Source organism: Pseudoalteromonas carrageenovora IAM 12662 (assembly GCF_900239935.1).
In the GTDB taxonomy this organism is placed as follows: Bacteria; Pseudomonadota; Gammaproteobacteria; order Enterobacterales; family Alteromonadaceae; genus Pseudoalteromonas; species Pseudoalteromonas carrageenovora.
The window spans coordinates 1527621-1548032 of the sequence record NZ_LT965928.1; the positions used below are offsets into that span (position 1 = coordinate 1527621).

The following is a 20412-nucleotide window of genomic DNA, read 5'->3' on the forward strand; positions in this document are numbered from 1 at the left end:
ACGTTTTGCGGGGCTTACTGGATCAGGGTAAAAAGGTTAACCGCGGTGGTTTTTTAAGACCAGAGAGGAAAGGTAACCCAAATAAAAAATGTGTGCAAGCTATTTATTTAATAATTATTTATAATTAACTTTATCAACTGCTTATAAGCGATGCTTTTAACTATAAAAAGGTAAGTATGAATTACATAATAGTCAGCGATATTTTTGGATTAACACCAGCTTTAACCAAGTTATCAGATGCGATAATGGCTAAAACAGTGATTATTGAACCTTACGATGGTAAGTCGCAACCATATGATACTGAACAATATTATTATGATAAGTTTATAAAAAATAGTAACCATGATAATTACGCAGCTAAAGTTAAAAATGTATTTGACGAGCTTGATTCACCCACCGTGTGTATTGCATTTAGTGCTGGCGCAAGTGCAGCATGGCGAGCACAGTTATTAACAGGCAATCCACATCTTAAAAAGCTCATTGGTTTTTATCCATCGCAAATTAGAAATAATTTAGATGTAAATGCAACTATCCCTTGCGAATTTATATTTCCACAACATGAACCCCACTTTAATGTTGATGACATTATTAATTCTTTAGCGTTAAAAGTAGGTGTTAAGTGTAGCAAGACGACATTTTTACACGGCTTTATGAACCAATACTCAGTAAACTTCAACGCAACAGCATTTGATGAGTACATTCATTATATAAATAGCGCTAAAGCTTGCTAAGCTGCGTTTTTGTAACCAGAGGAAAATCAGTACGTGTATTGTATTTGGCATAAAGTGTGGTAAAAACACTGCTTCGCGAGAGCTTATCAAGCTCTTTTATAAATGTTTTTGCGCTTGAACGAGCGGTTCTACAACATGCTTGATACTGTTTTATGATACTTGCTACGTTTTGTCCTTGCTTTTGTAAGGCTAAATCAGCTTCTACAAAAAAAGCTGCCCCGGTCCAATAAACGCGTTGTTGTGCGCGTTGCTTCCACATATCATTTGAAAGCTCATTAAGGGGTTGTTGTTTTGTTTTAGTTTGTAAGCGCGCTCGCTCAAATCCAGCGTTTAGGCGCTGAACAAATTGCGCTTGGCTAATTACACCGTTGTCACGCATTATTACGTTTTGCATGTAACTGGCAAATCCTTCACTTAACCAAAAACCAGAGTAAGGTAGTAATGGCAAATATAAGTGCGAAAGCTCATGGTAAAGCGTCCAATCTTTTGTAAACGCTTTTAAGCTTGCATAGCGGTCAATATGCAGCTCAAGCCCATCGGGGTTATTACGCTTTACACTAGCCCACGGCACCGGTTCAAAAACAAAATATTGTGGCTTTAAATATATAGGTAAGGTGGTTTGCTGTAGTGGGCCTAAGGTATTTTGTGTTTTTGTAAGGCTTTGATTTATCCAAGTAGATACTGTTTTTTGACCGTTAGTAGTAAGGGAGTCTAAATTATGAATAACTACATCAATAGCAAAAGCGTTTAAAGAATACATTGAGAACAAAAATAGCCAAAGTAACTTCATTTATACCTCCTTTAAAGTAGAGTTTGTTTAATCGCGGCGCGAGATTTGCAACTTAGTGTGCACGTTAACTGCTCCTACGTTACCGTATAGCCCTACATTCATTTAAGCAACGGCGCCTAGGAAGAACCCACTGGGCAGCACCTGTTTATGGGAAAAACCACACTACATAGGCTCCGTCTTGTGTAAATATAAAACAGACGATTGAAAATTTAATCTTGAAAGATCAACAGATACAAAATACACACTTGATATTAAGACCCACTATTTACTGAAATAAGCACATTTAAATCAGTATTTTTTTAACTAATATCAATTATAAAAAGCAAATTACATACACATTCCCCCAGGCATGATTTAATCAGATCATTCTATTTTAAGTATAGGTATTAACCATGGCTTATCAGCATATTAAAATCCCTGAACACGGAAAAAATATTACTATTGATGCTAAAGGCCAGTGGCATGTTCCTGTAAATCCTATTATTGCTTACATTAATGGCGATGGTGTAGGGCAAGAGGTAACACCTGCAATGCAGCATGTAGTTAATAACGCCATAGAACACTGTTATGGCAATGCTCGAAAAATTCACTGGATGCAAGTATATAACGGCGAGCAAGCTGCAAAATTATATGATGGGGATTGGTTCCCTCAAGAAACCATTAACGCCGTGCGAGCCTGCAAAATAGCAATTAAAGGACCGTTAACTACACCACTTGGCGGAGGTTTTCGCTCATTAAATGTAGCGCTTAGACACGAGATGGATCTATTTGTAAATATGCGCACTATTAAAGGCTTTAGTGCGTTGCCATCACCTTTAAAAAACCCTTTTTTAACTAACATTACCGTGCTGCGTGATAGCAGTGAAGACGTATATTCAGGAATAGAGTGGCAAGCGGGCAGCATAGAAAGTGAAAAAATGCTCGACTTTTTATGTGAAGAAATGGGCGTAACCAGACTGAGGTTTTCACAAGAGTGTGGCATAGGCATAAAAAATATATCTAAAGAAGGCTCTGAGCGCCTTGTTCGCTATGCAATTAATTACGCGCTTAAAAATAATAGCGAATCGCTAACGCTTGTACATAAAGGTAATGTACTTAAATTTACAGATGGCGCCTTTAAACGTTGGGGTTTTTCGTTGGCACAAAATGAGTTTAACGCTACCGCACACGAAAACGGTCGTTGGCTTGAAATACCACGAGTAAATAAACCTTCTTTAATAATTAAAGAAGTGATAGCTGATAATATGCTGCAGCAATGTTTAATGAACCCTGAGCAATTTGATGTGGTTGCAACTACAAATCAAAATGGCGATTTTTTAGCAGATATGCTTAGCGCACAAGTGGGGGGAGTAGGAATAATGCCTGCAGCAAACCTTAATAACGATGTCGCTTTTTTTGAGCCAACCCATGGCACGTTTGAGAGAATAGCAGGGCAAAATAAAGCAAACCCAAGTAGTAGTATTTTAAGTGCCGTTTTAATGCTTAAGTTTATGAGGTGGAATGAAAGTGCATTACTTATTGAAAACGCATTAGAGAGTGCGTTTAAAAACGCAGATCTAACATTTGATTTAGCGCAAGCGCGCCAAGGTGTTGCAGGCAATGCTCATAACTCGACAACCTTAAGCTGCACAGACTTCGCACAAAAGGTTATCGAGCACTTTTAAACACTTCCATTATTAAGCTGCTGATGCAGTTTTTACTCTATGTACGCAAGGGCGATTAGTTAACTGCGCAGCACGGTGGTAAATATCGTGTGCATTTGGCTCATCGCACTGTGTACCGCTAAGCGTATCCATCAAGGCTACAACAATAATTGCAGGAACCTGGCAGCAATATTCATCTAAAACCGCTTCAGTTGTTTGCGCATCAACATGACAGCGAGGATGATTATGAAGCTGGTACGCGTTTAATAGAGTATCTACTTCTAATACATCATCGGGTTGATGTTTTGTTTTGCGGCATTTACAGCCAAATTCATCAACTAATGTAGCTAGCGCTTGGTATGCGTCTGTTGTGTTGGTTTTAGTGCATAACTGCTGGGTAATAAACTGATGTAAATTTGCATCAATAAATAACCCGTCTTGTTGTGTGAAGCTTGATGTTGTCATAATAATTACTCTTAGTTTGTTGGCTTAACTTCACTCTAGCGCTAAGAGTAGTATTAATGAAATTGTTGTTTTCAATAACTGATATTGATCTTATCAATATTAAAATTGTAGCTGAGTAAAGACAGGCTAAACTCCACTGAGCATCCTTAATTAAAGTGGTGCAAAAACCTATTAAAATGCACAAAACTGGGACATATTAAATAATAAGGAAAAACATCGCCGTATTAGGCTGCTGATTTTAAATGTCTTTTTCCTTTTAGCTAGGTTGGCATCAAGGTTGCTAAATATGAAGGGTAGGGTTCACTCCTATTTCTACGATTTAAAAAGCGCCATGGTATTTTCCCAAAGTTGAATACCATGGCGCTTTTTTATTAGAGCATTCATTTTATTTAGCCTTAGCAACAGCAATGTTAAATTTTAATAAAATAGGGAATTGTTACTAAAATAGTACCCACAATTAATAGCATGCCTACGCTACTCATAAAGTACGGAAACACCAATAACGACAAACCAGTACAAAGTGGCACTACGGCTTTTTTTCTTCGTCCGTATGTAAGGTAGCCAATACCAATTCCGCCAAATAAAACACTCCATGCAATTAAAGATGTACTATCCATTTTTATTACCTATTTTAAAGTACTGTTTCATGTAATTACCGACATAGCCAGCTTTTCGATACCATGTGAAGGAGTCCATCTTTTGAATTCCACAAAACCATGCTTTTTATATAAATTTATTGCGGGAGTATTAGCAACCGCAGTCTCAACTCTTGCAAGAGAGATATCACCCATCGTTAAAACATGATTTATTAGCTTACTTGCAATACCTTTTTTAAAATAACTAGGATCAACGGTTAAACTACAAATATCTATACACTCATTGTTTATATTTACTTCAATAACGGCCGCTAAACATTCATTTTCGGTGAAGCCATAAAAGGTTGTTTCTGACTTTTTAATATCTTCGGCATTACGTGCTAAAGGAGGAAAGTTAAGTGCACCTATCAATTTAGCCTCAATTGCATAGGATTTTTGAAATACAGCAAATATTATATTAACTGTCTCGGTATTCTTATTATTAAGTTTGTTTATCATTACATTCTTCAGCAAAAAGTAAGCCGTTAACATCATGCGCAATATTGAAAGTTTTTGTGCCTAATGAGGCGTTAATAAATTACCTATCTGCTACCGTTTTAGCAAACTCAAGCAACTCACGGCGTAGCCACTGATGAGCGGGTGCATGATGAAGTAGTGGGCTCCAGATCATTTTTACCTCAATAGGGACTATTTGAAATGGCACTGGGCTTATCACTAAGTTGGTGTGGGTTGTTAATAATTTAGCCTGCCTGCGCGGTAAAGTAGCAATAAGTTGCTCTGATTGGCATAGCAAACTTGCAATCATGTAGTGGCGTGTAAACACCCGTATTTTACGCGTTTGTTCTAGCTGCCAAAGTGCTTCATCTACCCAACCTAGTTTTTGCTTGCCAGACTTATTGGTAACGGCGGCTTCTGGCCCCCAGCCTGCACGGTTTACCCAAATATGTTCTTTTTGTAGGTAATCATCAAGGCTTGAATGCTGTAAAAAGGTATTTTTAGGATGTGTTAAACAGCAATAATTATCGCGCCATACACTGGCTTGATGAAACGAGCGTGGTAGGCCGTTAAAACGATTTATAGCTAAATCGATAGTGCCTTTTTCCATATCTTGCAGATTTACATCGCTTGGGCTGAGTACATCAAAGTTAACGCCGAGGTTTTTAGTGAGCTGCTCGGTAATAAAAGGGGCAATTAAAGTCGATTCAATGTAGTCGTTTGCCATTATTCTAAAAGTCACCTCTGCCGTTGCTGGATTAAATTGCTCACTGGGCTGAGTAATCGCCTCTGCCATTTTTAACAATGCTTCAACCTCTGGTTTGAGATGCATTGCTTTTGCTGTTGGTGTCATAGAGCCTGCGGCTCGCACAAGTAGCGGGTCGTCAAATAAATCACGTAATCGTTTGAGTGCGTTACTCATGGCTGGTTGTGTTAGCGCGAGTTTATTTGCAGCTTTTGAAACACTTTTTTCATCTATTAATACATTTAAATAAACGAGAAGGTTAAGATCGACATTTCTTATATTCATATGGGCGTGTTGGCCTTTCAGGGTTGAAATTTGTTCAATCTAGGGACGATTTAATTGCGGCGCGAGATTTGCCACCTAGTGGGCTAAGTAAAAATCGAGCAACAAAGAGTTAATCGTCCCTAGAAAGAACCCTATGGGCAGTGTGTATTTGGCCTTTATGCAGCGTTAAAGTACATTTATGGGGAGTCACCACACTACATGTACTTTGCCTAGCTTAAAAACCAAATACACGACTGCAAAATTAACCTCGAAAGGTCAATACGCCCAATAAATTCTATTTATATGCTTTATTAATTACCTAAATTAAAGCCTGCTTGCTAAGGTGTAAACAATTAATAAAAAATAACCGCTATAAGTGGTAAAAATAAAAGTGTTGTAAACATGCCAAAAATATTAACTAATCAATCAGATAATGCGATACAACAAGTTATAGCTACTAAGTTGGCTCGAGCTGTGTTTGCAGGCTTTGAAGCTATGTTTGCGCAGTTTTTAAATATAACACTGGGTGCGCAGAGCCGGTTTGAACAACAAAAATATCACGATGTACAAAGTGCCATGCGAGAGCGCTTACAAGTGTACGAACGCGAAGTAAAAAATGTGAGTAATGCGGTGCGGGTTATCGCCTACAGCGAGCTTAATTGCCCGCAAACGTGGCAATTGGCGAAAAATATTTATGGTGACATGCTACAAAATCATGAAAACAAACCCATAGCGCATACCTTTTTTAATTCGACCTTTGGTGCTATTTGGGATGATAAAAAAATTCGTACCGTGCATTTGTTTGTATTAAAAGCAAAGTACAGAAGCGAGCCACGCTCGTACGAAAATTTAGTTAGCCGAATATCATTTAAAGATGGGTTTAACCATGCGGTTAAAACGCTCATTACCCGCCAAGTATTTAGAGTGTCTTTTAGTAATTTAGATGCTGATTTACAGGCATTACAAACAACGTTAATGGCAGGTGCAAAGCAGCAATGTAAACAAGTGTATGAGCTTATAAATTTAAACAACGGGTTTATAGAATACGCAAACTCTCTATTTTTTAGAAACAAAGCTTGCTACTTAATAGGGCGCTGCATTGCTAAAAATGGCGATAACATGCCTTTTGCCATCGCTATTTTAAATACCAGTAAAGGATTGAAGCTTGATGCCGTAATGATGGGGGCCGATCAGCTTAGTTTGCTGTTTGGTTTTGCCCGTACCTATTTTATGGTTGATACCGACCAACCTGCGCGTTATGTGGATTACTTAAGCGTGCTTATGCCCCATAAAAAACGTTTTGAATTATTTAATGCGATTGGTTTTATTAAGCATGCTAAAACTGAGTTTTACCGTTACAAGGTTGATACCACTAAAAATAGCCCTGCTAATTTTAAATACATAGCAGCGCCTGGCACCCCTGGTATGGTTATGCTGGTATTTACTATTGAAGGGCTCGACTACGTTTATAAAGTAATAAAAGACAAATTTAGCGCGCCAAAAACAGCCACAAAAGCGCAAGTTAAAGACAAATACAGTTTTGTAAAGCAAGCAGATAGAGTAGGTCGCTTAGTCGATACGCACGAATTTAGGTATTTAGCGTTTGACTTAAGCCGCTTTAGCGACGAGTTACTTAACCAAATGAAAGCGCAAATTGGCAGCAGTATGGTTATATCGGGTAAGGCACTTATTTTAAAACACGTGTATGTAGAGCGTAAAATGATGCCACTTAATTTGTACATCAATAGTTGTAATAACAAAGCATTACAGCAAGTTATGGACGACTACGGTAAAGCGATTAAAGACCTTGCCGGTGCAAATATATTTCCGGGTGACATGCTTATGAAAAACTTTGGTGTAACCCGTTGGGGGCGTGTTGTATTTTATGATTACGATGAAATATGCCCACTTACCGATTGTCACTTTAGAGACGTGCCAAACGCTCAAAATGCACTTGAGGAGTTAAGCAGTAATACTTACTTTGATATAGCAGAAAACGACATATTTCCGAGTCAATTTAAGGTGTTTTTTAGCGCAAACGACGCAGCGTTTAACAATTTTAATAATTTGCACAGTAATTTGTTTTTAGCTGAATTTTGGCAAGGTTGTCAACAGCAAATAAGAGCGGGTTACTTACCCGATGTGTACCCGTATAAACAAAGTTGGCGGTTTAAATAAAAATAACTAACCCCATGTCTTAATTATTACAAAACTTAATACGGAGTAACAATGAAATATATTTCTCATGAGGGTGGCACCCTTGTATTTAGTGAAACCGAGAAACCGGTTTTAAAAAGCCATGAAGTATTAGTTAAAGTTGCGGCAATAGGTGTTAACCGTGCAGACTGCATGCAGCGCCAAGGTAAATATCCGGCTCCAAAAGGGGATAGCCCCATTTTAGGTTTAGAGTGCGCAGGCACCGTAGTTGAGCTTGGTAGCGAAGTTGACAAAAGCTGGTTAGATAAACGCATTTTTAGCTTATGTGCGGGTGGTGCTTATAGTGAATATGTTGCTATTGATGCCAAACAATTAATGGAATTATCTGATGAGCTAACCATGGTTGAAGGTGCAGCCATTAGCGAAGTGTATTTAACTGCTTTTGGTGCCATGTTTGAACTCGGTAAATTACAAAAAGGCCAAACAGCGTTAATTCACGCAGGGGCTAGTGGCGTAGGTGGCGCAGCAATTCAAATGGCTAAAAGTGCTGGTGCTACTGTGGTTATTACCGCTGGTACGGATGATAAATGCCAACACGCAAAAGAACTCGGTGCTGATCATGCAATTAACTACAAAACCACTGACTTTGTAGAATATATGAAAGCAAATGAGTTAACAGCTAATGTAATTGTCGACCCTGTATCGGGCAGCTATTTGAATAAAAATGCAGCTATTGCTGCTATGGATTGCCAAATAATCATGCTTGCCTTTTTAGATGGGCGCTTTGCAGAAGTTGATTTTGCGGTGCTTTTACAAAAGCGCATTTCGTTTCATGCATCAACGCTTAGAAATCGTAGCATTAAGTTTAAGCGCCAAGTGCGCGATGACCTAGTGGCACGTTTTTATAATGATATTGCCGCTAAAAAATACGACTTTAACGTGTATAAAACATTGCCTTGGAGCGACGCAAACGAAGCGCACGCTATATTAGAGCGTAATGAAAATGCAGGTAAAGTGGTTTTACTTGTAGAATAACTACGAGATGTAACACTCAGACGTGCGTTGGCGTTGTTAATGCATGGCTCAGCTAATATAATTTAGTAAATATAAAATACGTACAAAACACACAAGGTTAAAAATGAACCCAATACTAGCAATACTTAAAGAGCACAATGTAAGCGACGAAAAAGTAAAAGCATTGTTTGAAGCGTTTACCCAAAATCCAATGATGGCTATGGCGCTTGTTCAAGAGCTTGGTATTCCGCCTGAAAAACTACAGCAGTTAATGGCCGTGGTTATGACTCAGCCGCACTTAATTAAAGAAGCAACTGACGAACTTGGTTTGGATTTTGAAAAAGTAAAAGAAGCGAAAGAAAAACTAAATCAATAACATGTTGTACTATATATAGACAAAAAGCATAAGTGTTCGCTTATGCTTTTTTTATTTGGTTAATTCTACACGCTTACTCTTTTGGCATGAGTACAGTGTCGATTACATGAATCACGCCGTTGCTTGCTTTTACATCAGCTTTTACAACTTTGGCGTCGTTTATCATTACGCCCATGCTGTCGGCTTTAACCATAACGGATTGGCCTTGTAGTGTTTTCGCACTATCTACCTTCATTACATCGGCTGCCATCACTTTTGCAGACACTAAGTGGTAAGTTAATACCGCCGTTAGCTTATCTTTGTTTTCAGGCTTGAGTAGCATCTCAACTGTGCCTTCAGGTAATTTAGAAAATGCAGCATCCGTTGGTGCAAATATAGTAAACGGTCCTGTACCTTGCAGTGTATCAACTAAACCTGCGGCTTTAACAGCAGCAACAAGAGTAGTAAACGAGCCATTTTCTACGGCTACTTCGACAACATCTTTTTTCATACCATGATGATCAGCATAAGCCGCTGTATTAAATCCAAAGCTTGCAGTGGTGAACAATAATGCAGTAGTAATTTTCTTAAACATGTTAATTTCCTTTCAGTTAATGCCCGTTGGTTTCGTTAACTGTTACGGGCCTTAAATTTAATCGATCATTTAAAATTAGGTGTAAACATGTTTTGTTACATCCTTAATTGAACTGCAGTGAAGTAATTAAGTCATATAATGACTTACTCAATTAGAGACTTGTTCAAGTAAAGGGAATAGATATGAAACTCGCTTATAAGTTTTGGAAAAATAATCGTTCTCTCATCGTCTTCATTGCACTGATGAGTGTGTTTAGGAGTGCCGTAGCTGATTGGTACGAAGTGCCTACAGGCTCAATGAAGCCGACTATTCAAGAAGGGGACAGAATTTTAACCGATAAAATGGCCTACGACATTCGTGTGCCGTTCACTCATATTAAACTATTAAAATTAGCAGACCCACAAACAGGCGATATTATTGTATTTGACTCGCAAGCGGCTGATAATCGGTTAATTAAGCGCGTAATAGGCGTACCTGGCGACACTATCGCGCTTGAAAACAATGAGCTCATTATTAATGGTAAAAAGCTTAATTATGCAGATCAGCGAAGCAACATAGACTCGCTTGATAAAATTGAAAATTTAAACGGGCTAGAGCATTCGATAAGAGTGGCAAATATTCCTTCACGTTTATCGGGGTTTGATGCAATTACAATTCCTGATGATTATTACTTAGCAATGGGTGATAACCGCGATAATAGCGCTGACTCGCGTGTAATTGGTTTAATTCCGCGTGATGAGTTATTAGGAAAAGCAGAGCGCGTTATAGTGTCCCTTGATTACGATAACTATTATTTACCAAGAAAGGATCGTGTATTAAAAAAATTGAATTAAGTAATAATTAATTTTTAGAGCGATCAATCAAATTTATGAGCGTACATTTAACTTATCTTATAAATAAATTAAACTGCCTATTGAGGCAGTTTACTTATATAACTTTTTACCAGCCTAGTAAGTGTGCTGCGTTCTTGTTCGTTATTAACTACTTTACAAAAATCACTACTAACTGCAGCACCACATGCACCAGCTTCAAACCATTGTGTTAAGTTATCTAAATCAACACCGCCAACAGGCATAAGTTGTGCCTCGGAAAATGGACCCGTTAATGCTTTAAAATAATCAATCCCCATACTGCCTGCAGGAAATACCTTAATAATATCAGCATTATACTCTATTGCCTTAGCTACATCAGTAGGTGTGAGTGCGCCCACTAAAACGGGTAAACCATGCTGGTGGGCAAGTTTTACCACTGCTTTATTAGTATTTGGTGTAACTATAAATTGTGCACCTGCATCAATAGCTTGCTGAGCCAGAGTAGTGTTTATTATGGTACCAGCGCCAATGAGTGTATTTTTATAGGCGGTGCGTGCTTTTGTTATTTCATGTTCAAAGCCAGGCGTGTTTGACGTGATCTCTAATGCGTTTATCCCCGCATTTATTAGGGCCTGTTGACCTTTCAGGATTAAAATTTGTTCAATCTAGGGGCTATTTAATCGCGGCGCGAGGTTTGTAACCTAGTGGGCTAAGTAAAAACCGAGCAACAAAGAGTAAATTGCCCCTAGGCAGAACCCTTCGGGCAGCGCCTGTTTGGCATTTATGTTGCGTTATCGCCTATTTATGGGGAATAACCACACTACATAGGCTCTGCCTTGCCTAAACACCAAATAGTCTGCTGCAAATTTAACCTCGAAAGATAAACAGGCCCTAAACAATCAATTAATGGAGCTACATCGGTTTGTTGTTTTAAGCGCAGTATGGCGACTAACTTATGTTGCTTTATTTGGCTACTTACTTTTGTTCTGTAGGCATCTAAAATTTGGGTCATAATTACAATTCACTTTATTTAATGCAAAGGCGTTTGTATAAACGGCTAGACTTAATATACGGCTAAACATTACTTTTTCTCATAAAAAAACCGCTGATATCAGCGGTTTATTTTAATTATTAAATTACATTACACGCATACCAGGCTCTGAGCCATCGTCTGGGTTAAGAATGTAGATTTCTTTACCGCCAGGACCTGCGGCTAATACCATGCCCTCAGACATACCAAAGCGCATTTTACGAGGCTTAAGGTTTGCAACCATTACTGTAAGCTTACCTTCGATGTCCTCTGGTGCATAAGCTGATTTAATACCTGCAAATACTTGGCGAGTCTCGCCGCCTAAATCAAGAGTTAGTTTAAGTAGTTTGTCAGCGCCTTCAACGTGCTCTGCTTTTGCAATTTTAGCTACGCGTAAGTCTACTTTTGCAAAGTCATCAAACTCTATCTCATCGCTAATAGGCTCTTTTGCAAGTGGGCTATTAGGATCAATGGTTACTTTTGACTCTAAGCTTTCTTTTGATTCTTCAACCATTTTATTCACTTTATCCATTTCTACACGTTGCATTAACGGCTTAAACTTATTAATAGGGTGGCTTACTAGTGCATTTTGAACACCATCCCACGCTAATTCATCATTTAAAAACGCTTCAACGTTTTCAGCCATTTCTGGTAATACAGGTTTTAAGTAAGTAATTAATACGCGGAACAAGTTAAGGCCAAGTGAGCACACTTCGTGCGCTTCTTGCTGTTTTGTCTCGTCTTTAATTAACACCCAAGGAGCAGCACCATCAATAAACTGGTTTGCCTTATCGGCAAGCGCCATAATTTCACGAATTGCACGGCTGTATTCGCGGTTCTCGTAATGGGCAGTAATACTTGGTGCAGCTGCTTGAAACTCTTCAAGTAGTTCTGGCTGCATAATGGTGCTACTTAGCTTGCCATCAAACTTTTTAGTAATAAATCCTGCACAACGGCTCGCTATGTTTACCACTTTACCTACTAGGTCTGAATTTACACGTTGTGCAAAGTCTTCTAGATTTAAATCAAGGTCAATAATACCGCTGTTTAATTTAGCCGCGTAGTAATAACGAAGATACTCTGGGTTTAGGTTGTCTAAATAAGTACGCGCTTTAATAAACGTACCCTTAGATTTAGACATTTTTTCGCCATTTACGGTTACAAAACCGTGTGCAAATACGTTTGTAGGCTTTCTAAAATTAGCGCCTTCTAGCATTGCTGGCCAAAATAAGCTGTGGAAGTAAATAATGTCTTTACCAATAAAGTGATAAAGCTCTGCGTCTGAGCCTTCAGCCCAAAACGCATCAAAGTCGATGCCTTTTGTGTCACACAGGTTTTTAAAGCTTGCCATGTAACCAATTGGTGCATCTAGCCAAACGTAGAAATATTTGCCTGGTGCATTTGGAATTTCAAAACCAAAGTAAGGCGCATCACGGCTAATATCCCATTGTTGTAGGCCATCGGTGAACCATTCATCTAGCTTGTTAGCCATTTCTTGTTGAATAGTACCTGAGTGTAACCACTCTTTTAACATGCCTTCAAATGCTGGTAAGTCAAAAAAGTAATGCTCTGAATCTTTTAAAATAGGCTCAGCACCAGACATAACAGAGCGTGGGTTAATTAGCTCTGTTGGGCTGTAAGTTGCGCCACACGAATCACAGCTGTCGCCATTTTGGTTTTCAGACTTACATGTTGGGCAAGTACCGGTTACGAAGCGATCGGGTAAAAATATGCCTTTTTCAGGGTCAAACAATTGCGAAATAGTGTGCTTTTTAATATGACCGGCATCGTTTAGGCGGTTATAAATAAGTTCGCTAAATTCTTTGTTTTCTTGGCTGTGAGTGCTGTGATAATTATCAAACTTAATGTTGAAGTCGGCAAAGTCGCGTTGGCGTTCAATGCTTACATTTTTAACCATTTCTTCAGGCGTGATCCCTTGCTTTTGCGCATTTAGCATAATTGGCGTGCCGTGAGCATCGTCGGCACAAACATAATATGCTTCGTGGCCTTGTAGCTTTTGAAAACGTGACCAAATATCAGTTTGAATGTATTCCAATAAATGGCCTAAGTGAGTAGGGCCATTAGCATAAGGTAATGCGCTGGTAATCAGGATCTTTCGCTGCGTCATAATCATTCCGAATTGAGGATAACTCATCATTTTAATAGTGAAAATGGAGATTATCAGTAATTTATCTACAAGCTAGAGGGCAAGAGTGCGCACAGCTTATGGATTTTTGTTAATTGACTGGTGTTAATGCCCTGAATGTTACATAATTCCGTGGCACTTTTCATCAAAGAAACGCTATTTAATTGCTATGTTTGGACTGTCGAAACTATTCTCTTCTAAATCGGTGCAAAAACAACCGATTATTACTGCCTTAGCGGCGTATCGTAGTGCGGCTTTTGCCGTAGGAATTGATGAGAGCTTCATTGATTCTATTTCTCAAAACGACGATAAATCAATACTTATTAAATTGACACTGCCATTTGCAGCGCAATCAGAAATGCCACATGTTCAGCAGCATGTAAGTGAAAGCTTAAGCGTGCCTGTGGTCATTGAATCTGTGGTTAACATTAAAGAGCCTGCCAAATTTAAAGCCATTAAACACATTGTGCTTATTGCCTCGGGTAAAGGTGGTGTGGGTAAATCTACCACCGCGGTAAATTTAGCGGGTGCGCTTAAAAATGAAGGCGCAAAAGTAGGGATTTTAGACGCTGATATTTATGGGCCATCTATTCCTATGCTTTTAGGACTCGTGGGCGCAGAGCCACAAACCAAAGATAACAAACTACTACAGCCATTTGATGCCAACGGTATTAAAGCCCAGTCAATTGGTTTTTTAGTGCCAAGTGATGACGCAACAGTATGGCGAGGGCCAATGGCATCGGGCGCGCTAGATCAATTATTAAACGAAACCGATTGGGGCGAGCTTGATTATTTAATTGTAGATATGCCGCCAGGTACCGGTGATATACAACTGACTATGAGCCAAAAAGTACCCGCAAGTGGCACCGTTATAGTTACTACTCCACAAGATTTAGCTCTGGCCGATGCGCAAAAGGGCATCGCCATGTTTAATAAAGTAAACGTACCTGTGCTTGGTTTAATTGAAAATATGAGCCATTACATTTGTACTCACTGTGGTGAAGCAAACCATGTATTTGGTAAAGACGGCGCACAAAAATTGGCACACAAGCATGGCGTGCCAGTACTTAGCCATATTCCTCTTGCGATAGATATTCGAGAATACTCTGAGCAGGGCAGACTTATTGCCAGCGATAACAGCGCCGCAATAAGTAAAACATACAGCGCAGCAGCGAGGCTAATGGCCAGCACGCTTTACTATCAACAGCATCACAATGCGATTGAAATTGTGATTACAGAAGATTAATAAAAATGAGACTTTCAGACACACATATTAAAGAATACTTAAACGATGGCCGTATTGTTATTGAGCCTGCGCCAACGAGCGAAATGATTTCTGGTGTAACAGCAGACTTGCGCTTAGGGAATAAATTTAGAACTTTTAACGCACACAATGCAGCGTACGTTGATTTAAGCGGCCCTAAAGATCAGCTAAATAAAGCCATGGAATCAATAATGAGTGAAGAGATTGAGCTTGCCGATGGCGAAGCTTTCTTTTTGCACCCAGGCGAGCTTGCTCTTGCTATTACTCATGAAAAAGTAACATTACCTGCTGATATAGTAGGCTGGTTAGACGGGCGTTCGTCGCTTGCCCGACTTGGTTTAATGGTGCATGTAACTGCACACAGAATCGACCCAGGCTGGAGTGGTAATATTGTTTTAGAGTTTTACAATTCAGGTAAGTTGCCACTAGCACTGCGCCCAATGATGAAAATTGGTGCTATGAGTTTTGAAATGCTCTCAGGCCCGTGCGAAAACCCATACAATATTCGTAAAGATGCAAAATATAAAGATCAAAGTAGTGCGGTAGCAAGTCGTATTAGTGACGATAAATAACCAGTTAATATAGACATTACTCGTCTATTTTATGAAGCGCATAACCCAGTAATTCAAAATAACGGTTAAGCGCTTTATTTGCTTTATTAACATGCTGATCATTTGGGTATATTAAATTACTGCTTTTTAAGCCACTAACCAAAAAGCTATTTTGAATAGTGCTGTGAGCATCTATACAGGCTTCAAAGCAGCGCGCTGCTAATTCCTCAGGCATACTCATGTAATTCATGTTATGCGCTTGGTCGTGTTTTATGCACGTTTGTACAAATTCATTTGCATCTTCCCCATCAAAATCTAAAAATACGTTTTTGTAAAAATCGTTAAGCGCACTATTAAGTGGGTGCGATAAATTAGGCGTATTTGAAAGCCATAATTTTGATGCAAAACCAAAGCGAGGTTTTGCTGCAAATAAGTGCTCGCTTATATGATGATCAAATGCATGAAACCATTCGTGAGCCAATGCGCCACCGCCCGCATTTTTAGCTAAAGCAAGGGTTTGTGAAGCTGCGTTATAATGCGCTTGTACGCCTTTTTGACCGCCATGCCCAAAGGCAAAATTAAGTTTACCGCGAAGGCCTATCGCTTTAGGCGGTAAATGGAGTATTTGTGCAAGGTCCGCTAGGGCATCGTAAATTAAATTAGCACTAATAAAACGCTCTTCTTTGGTTACCCATTTACCTACCACCATAGATCTAAATCCAAACGTGTTTCTTATATCGCTAAAATCAACTTGGTCGTCAAAGCGATAGTCTGGGCCTTGGCGAGTAAAGCCTCGCTTTAATCTATTGGGGTAATTACGCATTAAAGTTTATGGCACCGTATTTAAGCTAAGTAACGTGCTTTTACGTGCTCAGGCATGTGTTGGGTTTGTTTTTGTATTAATTCATCTAATAAATTATAAAGTGGAGCAGGGTTTAACTGCTCTATTAAAAACAAACTATGAGCAACGGCTTCAAGTGTTGAAAGGCTATCGGCTCTAGGGGCTTTTCGAATAGCGTAGCGGCTTTTAGGTAATTGCTTAAAGCTGATTGTTTTAAACTGATTTAATAACGTAGTGAGTTGTAATATTTTGTAGGCTTTTTTCCATGTGCCATCTATCACGATTAAATGAGTGATTTTGCTTAACTCAGCGCTTTGAGCTTTATCATCTAAGTTTATAGCCTGCTCATTAGGGTAAAGTAAAACCGTTGTTTCTAAAGGCAGACTTTTTAATATATCAAAGTCGTTATTATTTTCACCTTTGATTATTTGGCAACCACTTAGGCTTAAATTAAGTAATTTAGCGGTATTTTTTGCTATTTTTTCTTCACTGGGGTGTTGTAGAATAATAACGTTTACGTGGTTATTTACATCTTTAACTGCACTACAAATACAAGTAGAAAGTGAAAAATTACAATTATTACAAAGTGTGCGTGCCATTTAATAAACTTTTTTGCCAGTATGATCCTCATAATTATACATTTATAAGGTAATTAAGTTGGTTTTTTTTACGCATCAATATAGAGTAATAGTATTGACATAGATTTAACACGGATTGTTTTTAAGGGCTTAAAATATGACACAAATTAGTATTGATGAATCTGCATTAGAAAGTATGGAATCGTTATTAGGTGAACAATTTCCGGATACGCTTGATTTTTGCTGTGCAGAATTTGAACGTTTAGGTACAGACGTTATGGCTACTATTGGCCAAGATAAAGAAGCGGCTATTCGCCACTCTCACAGTTTAAAGTCTAACGCTGCGCAGTTTGGCGCATCGAGCCTTGCTGAAGTTTCTCGTATTATTGAGCAAAGCTTAACTGTTGACGATTTAGCGCAAGCAACCGATGCCTCAAATAATCTGATGGAGCAAGTTAAAGGCTCTCAAGTTAAATTAAATGAGTGGTTAGCGTCTCGTTAAAATAAGCGGCTTAAACGTGAATTTATTTCAGTATTAAGCACCTAAATTGACTAGCATTTTACGCCTTTACTAGGTTAGTCTAAATACTCACTAGGGCGTGCTGATCTTCCGGGATTGAATTTGCAACGAGTGTCTGGTTTTTAGGTTAGGCAGAGCCTATGCGGTGTGGTTTTTCTACATAAATCGACGATAACAACACATAAATTCCAAACATGCATTGCCCAGAGGGGTCTTCCTAGGGGCTATTTTTTCTTTGTTACTCAATTTTACTTATTCTTACATGAATGTAAGCCAGTAGGGTAACGCAGGAGCCGTTAGCGAGCCCACTAGGTTACACACCTCGCGTCGCGATTAAATCGCCCCTAGGTTGAACAAATTTAATTTATAAAGCTAATACGCCCTAAAGAGGTAATAATGTCTGAAATTAAAAAGAGTCACAAATTAGAAGGTGTATGTTATGACATTCGTGGGCCGGTTTTAGCGCAAGCTAAAAAAATGGAAGACGAAGGTCAAAAAGTATTAAAACTAAATATAGGTAATCCGGCCGCCTTTGGCTTTGATATGCCAGAAGATATGCACCGCGATATTATCCGCAACTTATATTCAGCCCAAGGTTACTGTGACTCTAAAGGCCTCTATTCAGCCCGTGTGGCTATTTATCAGCATTACCAACAACGTGGTTTACATAACTTAGATGTAGATAACATTTACATTGGTAATGGCGTAAGCGAGCTTATTCAAATGATCACCCAAGCGCTATTAAATAATGGCGACGAAGTGCTTATTCCTGCACCTGACTATCCTCTTTGGACTGCATCGGTTACGTTATCTGGTGGTAACCCAGTGCATTACTTGTGTGATGAAGAGCAAGATTGGTTTCCGGATATTGCTGATATAAAAAGTAAAATTACATCTAAAACTAAAGCCTTAGTACTAATTAACCCTAATAATCCGACGGGTGCAGTGTATAGCGACGATTTACTTATGCAGTTAATAGATATTGCGCGTGAGCACAAGCTGTTACTGTTAAGTGATGAGATTTACGAGAAAATTTTATACGATGGTATAACGCATACGTCTATTGGATCACTTTGCGATGATGTACCAATCATTACTTTTAATGGCTTAGCTAAAACGTATCGTGCAGCGGGTCTTAGAATGGGCTGGATGGTTTTAAGCGGACGTACTTCGGTTATGGATGATTTACGAAAAGGCTTAGAAATACTTTCATCTATGCGTTTATGTGCCAATGTACCTGCGCAATACGCAATTCAGCAAGCGCTCGGTGGTGTGCAATCAATTGATAGCCTAATAGACCCAGGCGGGCGTTTATACGAGCAAAGAGATATTGCTTGGCGCGGTTTAAATGCAATTGAAGGTATTAGCTGTAAAAAACCCAAAGGTGCATTGTATGCATTTGCTAAAGTAGATACGGCCCATTTTAACGTTAAAGACGATGAAAAAATGATGTACGATTTGCTAAAAGCCGAAAAAATATTACTTGTTCACGGTAGGGCATTTAATTGGCCTGAACCTGATCACTTTAGATTAGTATTTTTACCAAGCAAAGATGACTTGTCGGATGCAATGATTAAAATGAAGCGTTTTTTTAGAGATTATCGACAAGTGTAACTACTATAATGCATAAAAAACGAGCCAAATTGAGCTCGTTTTTTATTTATAAATATATACACTAATACGCTTTATCTACACGTACAGTGTTATCACTCAAGTAGACTAAGCGTACATTGTCGCCTCTGCTAAAACGCATTGACTGGTCTTGATCTTGAACTACCATAAACTGGTCGCCATTTTCGACTTGTATTAACAGTTCAACAAAATTACTTTGCTGATAATGGCTTTGCTGTTGCTTATTGTGTGCAACACTTCCGCCAATAACTGAGCCTAAAATAGTTGCCACTGTGCGCCCACTTCCGCCACCAAACTGATTCCCTATTACGCCACCTAGTAAAGCGCCGCCGAAGGTTTTCCAACCGTTGTTTTTATCTTGTATGAGTTCTTGTTCGGTAATATTACGCACCGATTTTACATCACCAAATAAAACCTGTTGAACAGGTACAGCTTTATTTCGCTCATATTGGGCAAAAGTTGGCGCGCTCATAGTAATTAGAGCACACATTACTAATGTTATAGCTTTCATAATAACCTCCTATTGGTAGCAAGTACGGGCTTATTAGCCCGTAAAGGCTTAGTAACTACCAACCAAATGTCGATTTTTCTTTCGTTTTACGAATTTCAGTTTCGTCAGCCCATTCTACAAGGCCGCTTTCCATATCCATTAAGCGCATTGTAAATTTGTAATATACGTCTGATTTGTCTGCATTTGATTTAACTATGCTCGATAAGTTTCCGTATAACATGTATTGCGCTCCAATTTGCTTACCAAAGGCAACGGCTGTTGCTGGGTTAACAAGGGCGTCTTCGTTTTGAAAATTAAGTTGTTCACGCACTGACTCAACACGTGTCATATCTACAAAACGAAACTTACCACTGCGAAGCATTTGCGTAGAGATTGAATCTGTGATTGATTCTGTATCAATGTGCTCGCTGGTTTTGTTTTTAATACGCTCTACAAATACAACAGGGCGCTTGTTAGCGGTCATTGTGCCAACAACCGGCGAGCTTAATAATGAGTCGGTCATTTGGCTGGCAACTTTTTGTAAATCGGTAGAGCCAAAGTTAATATCGGTTGTTTCTACAGCTTGTGCATCGCCGTAACTTACAACTGCTTTATTTGCACAGCCGCTTAATACTAACGCGCTTAAACCTACTAAAGCATAAGTAGATACTGTTTTAAATTTTGTGTTGATCATTGTT

Annotated in this window: 23 protein-coding genes; 10 read left to right on the forward strand and 13 right to left on the reverse strand. The window is 38.9% G+C overall.

The genetic code is table 11. The annotated features are described in order from the left end of the window. The first annotated feature begins 176 nt into the window (after window positions 1-176). Window positions 177-731, forward strand: a complete 555-nt coding sequence (locus ALFOR1_RS06980) for a hypothetical protein (RefSeq protein ID WP_104642485.1) — start codon at window positions 177-179, stop codon at window positions 729-731. Here ALFOR1_RS06980 and ALFOR1_RS06985 read toward each other — a convergent pair. Next, window positions 718-1521 (reverse strand): M61 family metallopeptidase, encoded by an 804-nt coding sequence (locus ALFOR1_RS06985; RefSeq protein WP_104642486.1) that lies wholly within the window; start codon window positions 1519-1521, stop codon window positions 718-720. The genes ALFOR1_RS06980 and ALFOR1_RS06985 overlap by 14 nt on opposite strands. 392 nt (window positions 1522-1913) lie before the next feature. Between ALFOR1_RS06985 and icd the strand changes: the two genes are divergently transcribed. Further along, a complete protein-coding gene (icd, locus tag ALFOR1_RS06990) occupies window positions 1914-3185 on the forward strand; it encodes an NADP-dependent isocitrate dehydrogenase (RefSeq protein WP_104642487.1) in 1272 nt (423 codons plus the stop codon). 12 nt (window positions 3186-3197) lie between these two features. On the opposite strand, the gene ALFOR1_RS06995 is transcribed toward icd, so the two are convergent. From ALFOR1_RS06995 to ALFOR1_RS07010, 4 genes are all read right to left on the reverse strand, one after another. Continuing rightward, window positions 3198-3629: a hypothetical protein gene (locus ALFOR1_RS06995; RefSeq protein ID WP_104642488.1), complete on the reverse strand. Its 432-nt coding sequence runs from the start codon at window positions 3627-3629 to the stop codon at window positions 3198-3200. A gap of 410 nt (window positions 3630-4039) precedes the next feature. Next, window positions 4040-4246, reverse strand: a complete 207-nt coding sequence (locus tag ALFOR1_RS07000) for a hypothetical protein (protein WP_058549001.1) — start codon at window positions 4244-4246, stop codon at window positions 4040-4042. Between the two features lie 27 nt (window positions 4247-4273). Next, window positions 4274-4723, reverse strand: a complete 450-nt coding sequence (locus tag ALFOR1_RS07005) for a GNAT family N-acetyltransferase (RefSeq protein ID WP_058549170.1) — start codon at window positions 4721-4723, stop codon at window positions 4274-4276. 79 nt (window positions 4724-4802) lie between these two features. After that, complete coding sequence (locus ALFOR1_RS07010) at window positions 4803-5750, reverse strand: LysR family transcriptional regulator (protein ID WP_104642489.1); 948 nt, start codon at window positions 5748-5750, stop codon at window positions 4803-4805. Between the two features lie 381 nt (window positions 5751-6131). Here ALFOR1_RS07010 and aceK point away from each other — a divergent pair, with 381 nt between their 5' ends. From aceK to ALFOR1_RS07025, 3 genes are all read left to right on the forward strand, one after another. Continuing rightward, the gene (gene aceK / locus ALFOR1_RS07015; RefSeq protein ID WP_104642490.1) at window positions 6132-7907 is read left to right on the forward strand and encodes a bifunctional isocitrate dehydrogenase kinase/phosphatase; all 1776 of its coding nucleotides are present in this window, start codon (window positions 6132-6134) and stop codon (window positions 7905-7907) included. A 51-nt stretch (window positions 7908-7958) separates the two neighbouring features. After that, entirely contained in the window at window positions 7959-8921 is a 963-nt protein-coding gene (locus tag ALFOR1_RS07020) for a zinc-binding dehydrogenase (protein WP_104642491.1), read from the forward strand. 103 nt (window positions 8922-9024) lie between these two features. Continuing rightward, entirely contained in the window at window positions 9025-9276 is a 252-nt protein-coding gene (locus ALFOR1_RS07025) for a DUF2999 family protein (protein WP_007582532.1), read from the forward strand. Between the two features lie 73 nt (window positions 9277-9349). Here ALFOR1_RS07025 and ALFOR1_RS07030 read toward each other — a convergent pair whose 3' ends face one another. After that, window positions 9350-9850, reverse strand: a complete 501-nt coding sequence (locus tag ALFOR1_RS07030; RefSeq protein ID WP_104642492.1) for a fasciclin domain-containing protein — start codon at window positions 9848-9850, stop codon at window positions 9350-9352. Window positions 9851-10032: 182 nt separating this feature from the next. Here ALFOR1_RS07030 and lepB point away from each other — a divergent pair, with 182 nt between their 5' ends. Then, on the forward strand, window positions 10033-10683 hold the full coding sequence (gene lepB / locus ALFOR1_RS07035; protein WP_104642493.1) for a signal peptidase I: 651 nt from the start codon (window positions 10033-10035) through the stop codon (window positions 10681-10683). Window positions 10684-10760: 77 nt separating this feature from the next. On the opposite strand, the gene ALFOR1_RS07040 is transcribed toward lepB, so the two are convergent. The 3 genes from ALFOR1_RS07040 to metG form a co-directional block, all read right to left on the reverse strand. Next, entirely contained in the window at window positions 10761-11327 is a 567-nt protein-coding gene (locus tag ALFOR1_RS07040) for a bifunctional 4-hydroxy-2-oxoglutarate aldolase/2-dehydro-3-deoxy-phosphogluconate aldolase (RefSeq protein ID WP_104642494.1), read from the reverse strand. A gap of 155 nt (window positions 11328-11482) precedes the next feature. Beyond that, on the reverse strand, window positions 11483-11674 hold the full coding sequence (locus ALFOR1_RS20470; protein ID WP_227006927.1) for a hypothetical protein: 192 nt from the start codon (window positions 11672-11674) through the stop codon (window positions 11483-11485). Window positions 11675-11798: 124 nt separating this feature from the next. Continuing rightward, window positions 11799-13820, reverse strand: coding sequence for a methionine--tRNA ligase (metG, locus tag ALFOR1_RS07050; protein WP_104642495.1), 2022 nt, complete (start codon window positions 13818-13820; stop codon window positions 11799-11801). A gap of 187 nt (window positions 13821-14007) precedes the next feature. On the opposite strand from metG, the gene apbC reads away from it, so the two are divergent. Further along, complete coding sequence (gene apbC, locus ALFOR1_RS07055) at window positions 14008-15084, forward strand: iron-sulfur cluster carrier protein ApbC (RefSeq protein WP_104642496.1); 1077 nt, start codon at window positions 14008-14010, stop codon at window positions 15082-15084. Between the two features lie 5 nt (window positions 15085-15089). Continuing rightward, window positions 15090-15674 carry a dCTP deaminase gene (gene dcd / locus ALFOR1_RS07060; RefSeq protein ID WP_104642497.1) on the forward strand — a complete coding sequence of 195 codons (585 nt, stop codon included), beginning with the start codon at window positions 15090-15092 and terminating at the stop codon, window positions 15672-15674. Window positions 15675-15690: 16 nt separating this feature from the next. Here the strand turns inward: dcd and ALFOR1_RS07065 are convergent, their stop codons facing one another. Both ALFOR1_RS07065 and ALFOR1_RS07070 read right to left on the reverse strand, forming a co-directional pair. Continuing rightward, window positions 15691-16476: a CLCA_X family protein gene (locus ALFOR1_RS07065; RefSeq protein WP_104642498.1), complete on the reverse strand. Its 786-nt coding sequence runs from the start codon at window positions 16474-16476 to the stop codon at window positions 15691-15693. 20 nt (window positions 16477-16496) lie between these two features. Next, window positions 16497-17093 (reverse strand): tRNA-uridine aminocarboxypropyltransferase, encoded by a 597-nt coding sequence (locus ALFOR1_RS07070; RefSeq protein WP_104642499.1) that lies wholly within the window; start codon window positions 17091-17093, stop codon window positions 16497-16499. Between the two features lie 136 nt (window positions 17094-17229). Between ALFOR1_RS07070 and ALFOR1_RS07075 the strand changes: the two genes are divergently transcribed. Continuing rightward, window positions 17230-17574 (forward strand): Hpt domain-containing protein, encoded by a 345-nt coding sequence (locus ALFOR1_RS07075; RefSeq protein WP_058549012.1) that lies wholly within the window; start codon window positions 17230-17232, stop codon window positions 17572-17574. A 414-nt stretch (window positions 17575-17988) separates the two neighbouring features. Beyond that, complete coding sequence (locus tag ALFOR1_RS07080) at window positions 17989-19206, forward strand: pyridoxal phosphate-dependent aminotransferase (protein ID WP_104642500.1); 1218 nt, start codon at window positions 17989-17991, stop codon at window positions 19204-19206. A 61-nt stretch (window positions 19207-19267) separates the two neighbouring features. Here ALFOR1_RS07080 and ALFOR1_RS07085 read toward each other — a convergent pair whose 3' ends face one another. Both ALFOR1_RS07085 and lpoB read right to left on the reverse strand, forming a co-directional pair. Then, window positions 19268-19735: an outer membrane lipoprotein gene (locus tag ALFOR1_RS07085; RefSeq protein ID WP_058549014.1), complete on the reverse strand. Its 468-nt coding sequence runs from the start codon at window positions 19733-19735 to the stop codon at window positions 19268-19270. 55 nt (window positions 19736-19790) lie between these two features. Next, window positions 19791-20408, reverse strand: coding sequence for a penicillin-binding protein activator LpoB (gene lpoB, locus ALFOR1_RS07090; RefSeq protein ID WP_058549015.1), 618 nt, complete (start codon window positions 20406-20408; stop codon window positions 19791-19793). Between the last annotated feature and the right edge of the window lie 4 nt (window positions 20409-20412).

What these genes read in the sequence shown, in the direction of transcription:
- ALFOR1_RS20470 (WP_227006927.1), bottom strand. Translation starts at nt 11,674, where the DNA reads ATGACCCAAATTTTAGATGCCTACAGAACAAAAGTAAGTAGCCAAATA.
- ALFOR1_RS07005 (WP_058549170.1), bottom strand. Translation starts at nt 4,723, where the DNA reads ATGATAAACAAACTTAATAATAAGAATACCGAGACAGTTAATATAATA.
- lepB (WP_104642493.1), top strand. Translation starts at nt 10,033, where the DNA reads ATGAAACTCGCTTATAAGTTTTGGAAAAATAATCGTTCTCTCATCGTC.
- icd (WP_104642487.1), top strand. Translation starts at nt 1,914, where the DNA reads ATGGCTTATCAGCATATTAAAATCCCTGAACACGGAAAAAATATTACT.
- dcd (WP_104642497.1), top strand. Translation starts at nt 15,090, where the DNA reads ATGAGACTTTCAGACACACATATTAAAGAATACTTAAACGATGGCCGT.
- ALFOR1_RS06980 (WP_104642485.1), top strand. Translation starts at nt 177, where the DNA reads ATGAATTACATAATAGTCAGCGATATTTTTGGATTAACACCAGCTTTA.
- lpoB (WP_058549015.1), bottom strand. Translation starts at nt 20,408, where the DNA reads ATGATCAACACAAAATTTAAAACAGTATCTACTTATGCTTTAGTAGGT.
- metG (WP_104642495.1), bottom strand. Translation starts at nt 13,820, where the DNA reads ATGACGCAGCGAAAGATCCTGATTACCAGCGCATTACCTTATGCTAAT.
- ALFOR1_RS07080 (WP_104642500.1), top strand. Translation starts at nt 17,989, where the DNA reads ATGTCTGAAATTAAAAAGAGTCACAAATTAGAAGGTGTATGTTATGAC.
- ALFOR1_RS07020 (WP_104642491.1), top strand. Translation starts at nt 7,959, where the DNA reads ATGAAATATATTTCTCATGAGGGTGGCACCCTTGTATTTAGTGAAACC.
- ALFOR1_RS07000 (WP_058549001.1), bottom strand. Translation starts at nt 4,246, where the DNA reads ATGGATAGTACATCTTTAATTGCATGGAGTGTTTTATTTGGCGGAATT.
- ALFOR1_RS07070 (WP_104642499.1), bottom strand. Translation starts at nt 17,093, where the DNA reads ATGGCACGCACACTTTGTAATAATTGTAATTTTTCACTTTCTACTTGT.
- ALFOR1_RS07030 (WP_104642492.1), bottom strand. Translation starts at nt 9,850, where the DNA reads ATGTTTAAGAAAATTACTACTGCATTATTGTTCACCACTGCAAGCTTT.
- ALFOR1_RS07025 (WP_007582532.1), top strand. Translation starts at nt 9,025, where the DNA reads ATGAACCCAATACTAGCAATACTTAAAGAGCACAATGTAAGCGACGAA.
- ALFOR1_RS07010 (WP_104642489.1), bottom strand. Translation starts at nt 5,750, where the DNA reads ATGAATATAAGAAATGTCGATCTTAACCTTCTCGTTTATTTAAATGTA.
- apbC (WP_104642496.1), top strand. Translation starts at nt 14,008, where the DNA reads ATGTTTGGACTGTCGAAACTATTCTCTTCTAAATCGGTGCAAAAACAA.
- ALFOR1_RS07065 (WP_104642498.1), bottom strand. Translation starts at nt 16,476, where the DNA reads ATGCGTAATTACCCCAATAGATTAAAGCGAGGCTTTACTCGCCAAGGC.
- aceK (WP_104642490.1), top strand. Translation starts at nt 6,132, where the DNA reads ATGCCAAAAATATTAACTAATCAATCAGATAATGCGATACAACAAGTT.
- ALFOR1_RS06995 (WP_104642488.1), bottom strand. Translation starts at nt 3,629, where the DNA reads ATGACAACATCAAGCTTCACACAACAAGACGGGTTATTTATTGATGCA.
- ALFOR1_RS06985 (WP_104642486.1), bottom strand. Translation starts at nt 1,521, where the DNA reads ATGAAGTTACTTTGGCTATTTTTGTTCTCAATGTATTCTTTAAACGCT.
- ALFOR1_RS07075 (WP_058549012.1), top strand. Translation starts at nt 17,230, where the DNA reads ATGACACAAATTAGTATTGATGAATCTGCATTAGAAAGTATGGAATCG.
- ALFOR1_RS07085 (WP_058549014.1), bottom strand. Translation starts at nt 19,735, where the DNA reads ATGAAAGCTATAACATTAGTAATGTGTGCTCTAATTACTATGAGCGCG.